The organism is Corallococcus praedator (assembly GCF_003612125.1).
GTDB classification, from domain to species: domain Bacteria; phylum Myxococcota; class Myxococcia; order Myxococcales; family Myxococcaceae; genus Corallococcus; species Corallococcus praedator.
This window is the reverse complement of record NZ_RAWI01000362.1, coordinates 1-9513: the sequence shown is the minus strand read 5'-3', so window position 1 is coordinate 9513 and position 9513 is coordinate 1. Positions and strand designations below refer to the sequence as shown.

Genomic DNA, 9513 nt, shown 5'->3' with positions numbered 1-9513 from the left:
GCGCGGAAGGCTGGGCCTGGGGCGCGGCGGCGAGGAGGAGAACGAGAAGGGCGCTGGGGGTGGCCATACTCTGGAGTGGCAGGACTTTCCGGTGGGCGTGTGGCAAACACACCCCCCCGGCCCCTGCGCGCGGTCAAGATGTAATTGACAACCGTTGTTGAATGCAATCATCTCTTACGCCCATGACCCTCGCTGAGCAAGTGGCATCAACGCGACGCGCTGTGGTCCGTCTCCTCAGCCAGAAGGTTGGTGAGCAAACGGACCGGCCGCTGATGCAGCTGCTCGTGCTGAAGTACATCCACGTGCTGGACATCCACAGCCAGGCGGTCATCGCGGAGCGGCTGCTCATCGACGCGCCCGCGGTGAGCCGGCTGGTGGATCGCCTGGAGGAGGATGGGCTGGTGGAGCGCCGCGCGGGAGAGAACCGCCGCTGCGTGCGCCTGGAGATCACCGACGCGGGCCGCAAGGAGTTCCAGGCCCTGCAGCGCGCGACGGAGTGGCTGGACGAGGAGGCGAAGGCGTACCTGGCGCCCGAGGAGTTCGAGGAGCTGTCGCGCCTGCTGGAGAAGCTCCAGGGCGGCCTCCAGCGGCTCGCGTCCGCGCCTCCAGGCCCAAACCCGTGCGGACCTTCGCGCAAGGACGAGTAGCGCCCGCCACCGCTGGAAACGACGACGGGTGACGACGGGACGGAAACGGGCTCCCGCCCGCGGCCGACCCGCCGCCACCCATGCGTCACTTCCGGGGGGGAAGGAAGAAGGTGGGACTAGCGATGACGGGGGATGTTGCGGGCCACGTGCAGGGCCCACGCCTCCGCCGAGTCCAGCTCCGCGCGGGCGCTGGCGAAGCGGTCCAACCCCGCGTCCGTGCCGTCGTTGCCGAAGATGGCGTCGTGAAGCTCCTTCTGCGCCCGCGTCAGCCGCAGGCTCGTCTGCAACCACAGCCGGGCCGCCATGCGCGGCGTGATGACGACCTGCGTGGGGTCCCACACCTCCAGGGCGGCGAAGTCAGCGGAAGACAGCTCCTCGTATCCAGCGGCCTGCTCGGTTCGTGCGTTCATGCCCGGATGTTCGCCATGGCCTCCAGGCAGGGCATCCGGGCCACCTGGGCAGGCTGGAAGGCCACTGGTGAGCAGTCGAGGACAGTTCCACCATCCCCTGGGGTACTCGCCTTCCTGGTTTTGCGGGGAGAATCAATACAGCAGGGCTGGGAGAATGCTTCCCACACTGCAATCCTGGAGGGAATCGAGCGCCTTCTCCTAGAATCCTCCGCTCCATTCGTGACGTGCGAGGCATCACCCTGGATCTGAACACCCTGAACAAGCTGCTCACCGTTGGCGTCCAGAACGGGGCTTCGGACATCCACTTCCGCCCTGGCGACCCCCCCATCTACCGGGTGAACGGGGTGCTGCGGCCGTTGAAGATGGAAAAGCTGCAAGCGGATCACACCAAGCAGGTGGCCCTGCACGTGATGAATGATCCGCTGATGAAGGCGCAGGTGGACAGCGTGCAGGAGTGCGACTCGTCCTACAGCCTCCCGGGGGTGGCGCGTTTCCGCGTGAACATCTACCGGCAGCGGGGCTCGCTCGCCTGCATCCTGCGCATCATCCCGGACGAGATTCCCAGCATCGACGGCATGGGCCTGCCGCAGGTGCTGAAGACGATCGCCGGCAACGAGCGCGGGCTGGTGCTGGTGACGGGGGCGACGGGGTCCGGCAAGAGCTCCACGCTGGCGTCGATGATCAACCACATCAACCACACGGAGAGCCTGCACATCCTCACCATCGAGGACCCCATCGAGTTCATCTACAAGAACGTGAAGTCCTCCATCTCCCAGCGGGAGATTGGGCCGGACACGCAGAACTTCGCCATCGCGCTGCGCGCGGCGCTGCGTCAGGACCCGGACGTCATCCTGGTGGGTGAGATGCGCGACACGGAGACCATCGACATCGCGCTGAAGGCGTCGGAGACGGGCCACCTGGTGCTGTCCACGGTGCACACCACGGACGCGTCGCGCACCATCAACCGCCTGGTGTCGGTGTTCCCGGCGGAGGAGCAGACCATGGTGCGGATGCGCCTGGCGGACTGCCTCAAGGCGACCATCTCCCAGCGCCTCTTGCCGCGCGCCACCGGCAAGGGCCGCACGGTGGCGCTGGAGATCATGGTGCAGACGAAGACGGTGGAGCAGTACATCCGCGACGACCGCGCCAGCGAATTGAAGGACGTCATCGAGAAGGGCCGCGACATGTTCGGCATGCAGTCCTTCGATCAGCACCTCACGCAGCTGTACCGCAACGGGGACATCACGCTGGAGACGGCGCAGAGCGCGGCCTCCAACCCCGCCGACTTCCAGCGCGCGCTCGAGTTCGACTGACGGTGTGAAGGAGTGGGATGTACACGACACGGCTTCGGATCATCCACTTCGATGTCTCCCAGGGGGAGTCCTCGCTCATCAGCCTCCTGGGACAGGGGGAGGACTTCCACGTGCTCATCGACGGTGGCCGCAAGTGCCGGGGCCGGTACGTGGCCCGGTGCCTGCGAAGGCTGGGCATCGATTATCTGGATGCCGTCGTCTGCACCCACTTCGACAACGACCACCACGAGGGACTGGTCCCCGTCATCGAGTCGCGCGACATCGACGTGGGACGGTTGCTGGTGCCGAAGTTCGGTTACAACACGGAGAAGTTCGACGGGTTGAAGCGGGCCTGCGAGGAGCAGGACGTGGACTGGGAGGTCGCCGAGAAGGATGAGCTCCTCATCGACAGTGACGGGTGCGAGCTGAAGATCATCCACGTGGGGACGCCCGACATCCGGGACGACAACACGGCCAGCATCGCGTGCCTGCTGACGATGAACAGCTTCATCTACTACACCGGCGGCGACCTTCCCTCGGCCATGGAGGAGCGGCTGCCGCTGCCCGCCCACGTCTGTGCCTTCAAGGTCGGGCACCATGGCGCAGAGACGAGCACCTCGGAGGATTTCGTCGAGGCCCTGAACCCGTCCGCGGCCTTCATCTCCGCGGGACGTCATGTCCACGGCCACCCGCGACAGGAGATCCTCGACTTCTTGCGCGACCAGGACACGGTCCAGCGCGTCTACTCCACCAACTGCGTCAATCCCCGGCAGGGCTTCCACGATGAGGACGCCCTGCTGTCCGTGCACGCGAAGGGGCTGGCGTGCAGCAATCGCACGAATGGCGTCCTGGGCCACATCGTCGTCTACACGGACGACAAGCTGAGCCGGCAGCACACGGACTCGAAGGTCGGCTACTTCGTGCTGCGGCCACCGCCCGAGGGGTATGGGCCCTGGCGGGCCTACAAGCACATCTGCTCCAATCGCAAACACCTGGCGAAGCAATGCTCACCGGGTGGAATCGTCCACCTGCGCGACGACGAGTATCCCGAGTTCCGCCTCGCGGAGCTGTCCCCGAGCATCCGGGCCAAGCGGGCGCGGACGGCGGGGACCTTCACGTTCGCGCCCCTGCTCTCCCTCAGCGAGCAGGAGCGGAAGGTGGAGTTCCGGCCCGGCAGCCCCATCCACAACTACATGGAGGATCCGCCCAACTTCACCGTGGTGCAGGCACCTCAAGGCGCGCCGCGGGTGCCGAAGCGCAAGGCGGCCGTGCTGGTCTATGATCACGCGGACAATGCGAAGCGGACGGGCGCCTGCGTGGGCTGCAACGAGAGGCGAGGACGCGGCCCACCTGACCCGAGCCAGTTGGTGGATTGCTCGCACGACGAGGCCTGGTACGTCTGTGACGATTGCCGCCCGCTCTACCGCAAGGGCTTCGACTGCGAGCAGTAGGGCGCGGGCGGCAGGCCGCCGGGCTTCTCAGGCCTTCTTCGCGGACGGCTTGTTGATGTTCGCGAAGAAGTCGTTGCCCTTGTCGTCCACGACGATGAAGGCCGGGAAGTCGACCACGTCGATCTTCCACACAGCCTCCATGCCCAGCTCCTCGTACTCCAGCACCTCCACCTTGGTGATGCAGTCCTTGGCGAGCCGGGCCGCGGGGCCTCCGATGGAGCCCAGGTAGAAGCCGCCGTGCTTCTTGCACGCCTCGGTGACGGCCGGGGAGCGGTTGCCCTTGGCGAGCATCACGAAGCTGCCGCCCTCCGCCTGGAATTGATCCACGTACGCGTCCATGCGGCCCGCGGTGGTGGGCCCGAAGGAGCCGGACGCGTAGCCCTCCGGCGTCTTCGCCGGGCCCGCGTAGTAGACCATGTGGTCCTTCATGTACTGGGGCATGCCCTCGCCCCGGTCCAGCCGCTCCTTGAGCTTCGCGTGCGCGATGTCGCGCGCCACCACCAGCGAGCCCGACAGGGACAGGCGCGTCTTGATGGGGTAGCGCGACAGCTCCGCGCGCAGGTCGCTCATGGGGCGGTTGAGGTCCAGCTTCACCACGTCGTCGGACAGGTCCGTGTCCTTCGCCTCCGGCAGGTACTTCGCCGGGTCCGTCTCCAGCGCTTCCAAGAAGACGCCGTCGCGGGTGATCTTCCCCAGCGCCTGCCGGTCCGCGGAGCAGGAGACGGCGATGGCCACCGGGCAGGAGGCGCCGTGGCGCGGCAGGCGGATGACGCGCACGTCGTGGCAGAAGTACTTGCCGCCGAACTGCGCGCCGATGCCGGTGCGCTGGGTGAGCTTGAGCACCTCCTGCTCCAGCGCCACGTCGCGGAAGCCGCGGCCCAGGGCGTTGCCCTCCGTGGGCAGCGAGTCCAGGTAGCGCGCGGAGGCGTACTTGGCCGTCTTCAGCGCGAACTCCGCGGACGTGCCGCCCACCACGATGGCCAGGTGGTACGGCGGGCACGCGGCGGTGCCCAGCGAGCGGATCTTCGTCTCCAGGAACGCCAGCAGGCTCTGCGGGTTGAGGACCGCCTTGGTCTCCTGGAACAGGTAGCTCTTGTTCGCGGAGCCGCCGCCCTTGGCCATGAAGAGGAACTTGTAGGCGTCGCCGTCGGTGGCGTAGAGCTCGATCTGCGCGGGCAGGTTGTTGCCCGTGTTGACCTCCCGGTACATGTCCAGCGGCGCCATCTGCGAGTAGCGCAGGTTCGACGTGAGGTACGTGTCGAACACGCCCCGGGAGATGGCTGCCTCGTCGCCGCCTTCCGTGAGGACGTACTGGCCCTTCTTGCCCATCACGATGGCGGTGCCGGTGTCCTGGCAGGAGGGCAGCACGCCGCCCGCGGCGATGTTCGCGTTCTTGAGCAGTTCCAGCGCCACGAAGCGGTCGTTGTTCGACGCCTCCGGGTCCTGGAGGATGTTCGAGAGCTGCCGCAGGTGCCCGGGACGCAGCAGGTGCGAGATGTCCCGCATGGCCTCGCGGGTGAGCAGCGTGAGCGCCTCCGGTGCCACCTGGAGGAAGGACCGGCCGCCGGCTTCCAGCACGGAGACGTGCTCCTTCGTGAGCAGCCGGTAGGGCGTTTCGTCCTTGCCGAGCGGCAGCATGTCCTGGAACTGGAAGTCACTCATCGCGTCGCGTCTCTCACGGGAAGGGTGGAACGAAGGGGCGGGCCATGCGTGCCCGGCCGGGGACTCTACCGGGCCTGTTCCCGGGGTGGCACCACGTAGAGGTACACCGGGGTGCGGTACAGGTCGTCCAGCCGCACCGTGCGCGCGGGCGTCCACCCCCGGAGCGCGAAGGTGTGGCTCAGGACGCGGGCGCCCTCGGGCAGCTCGGCCGCGAAGCGGGGCGCCAGGCGCGCCATGTGGCCCCGGGACAGGTAGCAGATGACGCAGCTTGCGTCCTGGAGGGACGCACGGAAGAAGTCCTCGCGACGCAGGATGAGGTTCGCGCGGGGGAAGCAGCGCTGGCGCAGCCGCATGAAGAGCAACGGCAGCCAGGACAGCTCGTAGGCGACGACGCGGGCCTGGGGGCAGTGGTCGGCCAGGAGGAAGGCCACGCCGCCCCAGCCCGCGCCCAGCTCCAGCAGCGTGCCCGTGGTGTCGCGCGGAAGCATCGCGAGCAGCGCCCGCCGCACGCGGGGCGGGCTGGGCATGGGGGGCGCGCCGGTGCGCAGCGTGGACACGACGATGGACAGCGCCCCCGCGAGGAGCACCGCCCAGAGCAGCAGGAAGAGGAGGGTGCCCGTCGCGTTCACCGGGCGCGCATCATCGCAAATGAGGCCGGGCCCGGGGCCCTACTTGCGGGGGTGGTGGCCCGCGTCCGCATGGCGCACGGGCGAGGGAGGCAGGGGCTTCACCCGCGCGACGGCGGGGGCCGGTTCAGCGCCCTCGAACAGGGCCCGGCCCAACACGAAGCAGAAGACCGCTCCCACGGAGAGTGCCATCACGTTCCAGTAATACCCCATGGGCCCCACCACCAAGCACGGACCATGCCGTTGCCCGGGCGCACTCGGAAGGTGGGGGTCGGACGAACCCGGTTGTGTCCCTTCGCGCTACAGCGGCGGACCCGGGCGTTGCCCTCCAGGCAACAAGGCCCTCACGTGGCGTTCAATGCTCGGAGGCCCAAGGGTTTCACCTGGGGGCGCGGGCCCCCTGCACGCCGGGCGTGGCTCAGACGGAGGGCGCGTCGGCGGGCTCGGGCGTGGGCTCGGGCGGCGGCCGGTGCGCGGCGGACTCCAGCCGGTCCACATCGCGCAGCTCGGGGAAGAGCCACGCCCAGAGGCCCACCACGATGAGGGTGCCCACGGCGCCAATCACCACGGCGTGCACGGCGCCCAGCGCTTCGGCGAGCGAGCCCGCGCGGAACTCGCCCAGCTCGTTGGAGGCGCCAATGCACATCGTGTTCACCGCGCCCACGCGGCCGCGCATGTCGTCCGGCGTGGAGACCAGCTCCAGCGTGTGGCGCACCACCACGCTCACCATGTCCGCTGCCCCACCGATGGCGAGCGCCACGAGCGACAGGGGCAGCGACGTGCTCAGGCCGAACACCAGCGTGGCCGCGCCGAACACCGCCACCGCGCCGAACATCTTCCAGCCGGCATTGCCACCCAGCGGACGGAACGCGAGCAGCACCGCCACCACGGCGGCGCCTGCGGCCGGAGCGCTGCGCAAGAGGCCCAGGCCCCACGGCCCGGTGTGCAGCACGTCGCGCGCGTAGATGGGCAGCAGCGCCACCGCGCCGCCCAGGAGCACGGCGAACAGGTCCAACGTGAGGCTGCCCAACAGCAGGCGCTTCTGGCGCACGAACCGGAGGCCCGCGACGAGCGTGTTCAGCGAGATGGGCTCGCGCGACGCGCTGCCCGTCCGGACCTTGAGCGAGAGGATCCACACCACCGTGAGCGCGCACAGCGACGCGGACGCGATGTAGACGCCCTTGCCGCCCAGCCACCCGTAGAGCAGGCCGCCCACGGCGGGCCCCGCGATGGTGGCCACCTGCCACGTGGTGGAGTTCACCGCCACCGCGCGCGTCAGCTCTCCGGGCGGCACCAGGTACGGCGTGAGCGCGGAGCCCGCGGGCGCGTAGAAGGCCCTCGCGGTGCCGAACAGCACCAGCACGCCGTAGACGAACCGCACGTCGGTGACGTGGCCCAGCGTGAAGGACAACAGCAGCAGGCTGCACACCAGCATCACGGCCTGGCAGATGGCGAGGATGCGGCGCCGGTCGAAGCGGTCCGCCACCTGTCCGCCCAGCAGGCTGAAGGCGAGGAAGGGGAGGAACTGCGCCAGGCCCGTGTAGCCCAGCGCCAGCGCGCTCCCGGTCAGCTCGTACACCTGCCAGCCGATGGCCACCGATTCAATCTGCGCCGCGAGCACCGCGCACAGACGGGCGATTTGATACAGCCGGAAGTCGCGATGCCGGAAGACGGACGTGCTGAGGGCGTTGGCCATGCTGGGGTCGGGCTGTAACGCAGCCCGACCTCCGCCGCCAGCCACAAGGCGTGGCGGCCCCTGACAGCCCTACGAGGTAGCGCGCATCCGGTTGAGCCGGTCGTAGTGGCGGTAGCCCAGCTTGTCGAGCGCGGCGGGCGGCGCGAGGCCGATGTCCACCAGCGTCTTGATGTCGTACGTGCCCGCGAGCACCGGCGGCGCGTAGTTGCCCACCGCCTCCGGCGTGCGGAAGCCCGGCAGCGGGAAGAGCACCGTGCTGGTGTGCACGTGCATGAAGTGCGCGGCGGACTGGCGCTGCCACCCCGGCACGCCCGGCGCGGTGATGACGTGCGGCGTGGCGAGGAACGTGCCGCCGGTGAGGATCTCCAGCTGCTGGCCCACCTGCGCCACGATGCAGCCCGCGGGCGCGGTGCCGCGCACCATCTGGCCCTGCGGCGCGTCCGGCGACGCGCGCGTGCGCAGGTACAGGCCGCTCTGGTCATCCGGCTTCGGCGCCGGACGGCCCTCGGGGTTCAGGAACCGGCCCCCGGGCAGCAGCGTGAGCAGGTTGAAGTCCGTGTGCTCCTCGCCCCAGAGGATGCCGGTGTTCACCTGCGACGGGCCCAGGGGTAGGTACTGGAGCGCGCGCGTGACGTGGGGCGCGCGGTCGCAGAAGTCCGTGAAGGTGCTCTCCGGCAGGTTCAGCGCCAGCGCGGAGCCGCGCAGCAGCTTGAGCCCGGCCTCGTGCAGCGCGCGGCCCATGGTGAGCAGGCCGTCCTGGAAGTACGGCGGCGCGGAGTCGGGCCAGATGTTCTCCGGGTACAGCTCCGGGAACTCCAGCGCGGACTGCGCGTCGTTGGGCGTGGGCGCCGCGAAGTAGCACTCCTTGAAGTCCGGCTGCCCGTTGCCGGCGACGGCGACCTCCGTGTTGGGCGGCGTCCACCCGCGCTGGTACCAGAGGTCCGCGCGGCCCAGGGGGCGCTTCACGGCTTCGGGCAGGGCGATGAACGCGGAGAACGCGTCGTAGAAGCGCTCCAGCGCGGGCGCGTCCACCCCGTGGTTCTTCACGAACACGAGTCCGAAGACGCCAAAGGCCTCGCGCAGTGCCGCCGCGGCCCGCTCGAGGCGGGCCGGTTCGCCCGACGCGAGGTCCGCGAGGTCGACCGTCGGGATGTGGATCGAGGAGGTGTCCGCCATGGTGGGCCCAGGTGTATCGCGCCCGGGCCCTCATGAGGAGGGGGACAATGCCTGCCCGCTTGAAGGAGGACACCCGCTTCCCGGGAAAACCGGGAGCTGCCCGTCAGCGCGCGGTGAGCGTCACGTCCACCGGGGCGCACTTCACCGGGGTGGGCTTGTAGTCGCCGCCCGGGCGGGGCACGTCCTCCTGGCGCGTGGCCACGTCCATCAGCTCATCGCGGAAGGTGATGCGGTAGGTGCCCGGCGTCTTGAAGTCATAGGCCTGCGTCACCTCCACGCGGTTCTCCGCCGTGGCGCCCGGGGCCAGGGCCTCGTAGCTGGAGGCGGACGGCGCGGCGCGCTTCACCATGGGGCCCTGGTACTGCACCTCCGTCCCGTCGCGGGTGACCTGGAACACGGTGCCCAGGATGCCCTCCAGCGGCGTCTGCCACTTCAGGACCCAGACCGGTTGCGCGGAGCGGTTGGTGAGCTTGAAGAGGACCTCCACGCTCTCGCCCACGTGGGCCGTCGCGGGGGCGCTCAGGGTGCACTCCAGGTTCGGGGTCGTCACGGC

Annotated in this window: 10 protein-coding genes; 3 read left to right on the top strand and 7 right to left on the bottom strand. The window is 69.3% G+C overall.

The features are described 5' to 3' along the window. Positions 1–272: 272 nt before the first annotated feature. Positions 273–647, top strand: coding sequence for a MarR family winged helix-turn-helix transcriptional regulator (locus D7Y13_RS32620; protein ID WP_233595948.1), 375 nt, complete (start codon positions 273–275; stop codon positions 645–647). 116 nt (positions 648–763) lie between these two features. Here D7Y13_RS32620 and D7Y13_RS32615 read toward each other — a convergent pair whose 3' ends face one another. After that, complete coding sequence (locus D7Y13_RS32615) at positions 764–1057, bottom strand: SPFH domain-containing protein (protein WP_120537345.1); 294 nt, start codon at positions 1055–1057, stop codon at positions 764–766. Between the two features lie 224 nt (positions 1058–1281). Between D7Y13_RS32615 and D7Y13_RS32610 the strand changes: the two genes are divergently transcribed. Together D7Y13_RS32610 and D7Y13_RS32605 are read left to right on the top strand one after the other, a co-directional pair. Continuing rightward, on the top strand, positions 1282–2370 hold the full coding sequence (locus tag D7Y13_RS32610; protein WP_199732955.1) for a type IV pilus twitching motility protein PilT: 1089 nt from the start codon (positions 1282–1284) through the stop codon (positions 2368–2370). A gap of 17 nt (positions 2371–2387) precedes the next feature. Continuing rightward, positions 2388–3800 carry a ComEC/Rec2 family competence protein gene (locus tag D7Y13_RS32605; RefSeq protein ID WP_120585710.1) on the top strand — a complete coding sequence of 471 codons (1413 nt, stop codon included), beginning with the start codon at positions 2388–2390 and terminating at the stop codon, positions 3798–3800. A gap of 27 nt (positions 3801–3827) precedes the next feature. On the opposite strand, the gene D7Y13_RS32600 is transcribed toward D7Y13_RS32605, so the two are convergent. From D7Y13_RS32600 to D7Y13_RS45970, 6 genes are all read right to left on the bottom strand, one after another. Continuing rightward, positions 3828–5462 carry a fumarate hydratase gene (locus tag D7Y13_RS32600; RefSeq protein WP_120537348.1) on the bottom strand — a complete coding sequence of 545 codons (1635 nt, stop codon included), beginning with the start codon at positions 5460–5462 and terminating at the stop codon, positions 3828–3830. Between the two features lie 65 nt (positions 5463–5527). After that, positions 5528–6091: a class I SAM-dependent methyltransferase gene (locus D7Y13_RS32595; protein WP_120585709.1), complete on the bottom strand. Its 564-nt coding sequence runs from the start codon at positions 6089–6091 to the stop codon at positions 5528–5530. A gap of 39 nt (positions 6092–6130) precedes the next feature. Next, positions 6131–6301, bottom strand: coding sequence for a hypothetical protein (locus D7Y13_RS45975; RefSeq protein WP_158620484.1), 171 nt, complete (start codon positions 6299–6301; stop codon positions 6131–6133). A 205-nt stretch (positions 6302–6506) separates the two neighbouring features. Then, a complete protein-coding gene (locus tag D7Y13_RS32590; protein WP_120585708.1) occupies positions 6507–7784 on the bottom strand; it encodes an MFS transporter in 1278 nt (425 codons plus the stop codon). A 69-nt stretch (positions 7785–7853) separates the two neighbouring features. Next, a complete protein-coding gene (locus tag D7Y13_RS32585) occupies positions 7854–8960 on the bottom strand; it encodes an isopenicillin N synthase family dioxygenase (RefSeq protein ID WP_120585707.1) in 1107 nt (368 codons plus the stop codon). A 103-nt stretch (positions 8961–9063) separates the two neighbouring features. After that, positions 9064–9513, bottom strand: a 450-nt coding sequence (locus D7Y13_RS45970; protein ID WP_120630883.1) for a protease, incomplete at its 5' end; no start/stop codon positions are given.

What these genes read in the sequence shown, in the direction of transcription:
- D7Y13_RS45975 (WP_158620484.1), bottom strand. Translation starts at nt 6,301, where the DNA reads ATGGGGTATTACTGGAACGTGATGGCACTCTCCGTGGGAGCGGTCTTC.
- D7Y13_RS32605 (WP_120585710.1), top strand. Translation starts at nt 2,388, where the DNA reads ATGTACACGACACGGCTTCGGATCATCCACTTCGATGTCTCCCAGGGG.
- D7Y13_RS32585 (WP_120585707.1), bottom strand. Translation starts at nt 8,960, where the DNA reads ATGGCGGACACCTCCTCGATCCACATCCCGACGGTCGACCTCGCGGAC.
- D7Y13_RS32600 (WP_120537348.1), bottom strand. Translation starts at nt 5,462, where the DNA reads ATGAGTGACTTCCAGTTCCAGGACATGCTGCCGCTCGGCAAGGACGAA.
- D7Y13_RS32615 (WP_120537345.1), bottom strand. Translation starts at nt 1,057, where the DNA reads ATGAACGCACGAACCGAGCAGGCCGCTGGATACGAGGAGCTGTCTTCC.
- D7Y13_RS32620 (WP_233595948.1), top strand. Translation starts at nt 273, where the DNA reads ATGCAGCTGCTCGTGCTGAAGTACATCCACGTGCTGGACATCCACAGC.
- D7Y13_RS32590 (WP_120585708.1), bottom strand. Translation starts at nt 7,784, where the DNA reads ATGGCCAACGCCCTCAGCACGTCCGTCTTCCGGCATCGCGACTTCCGG.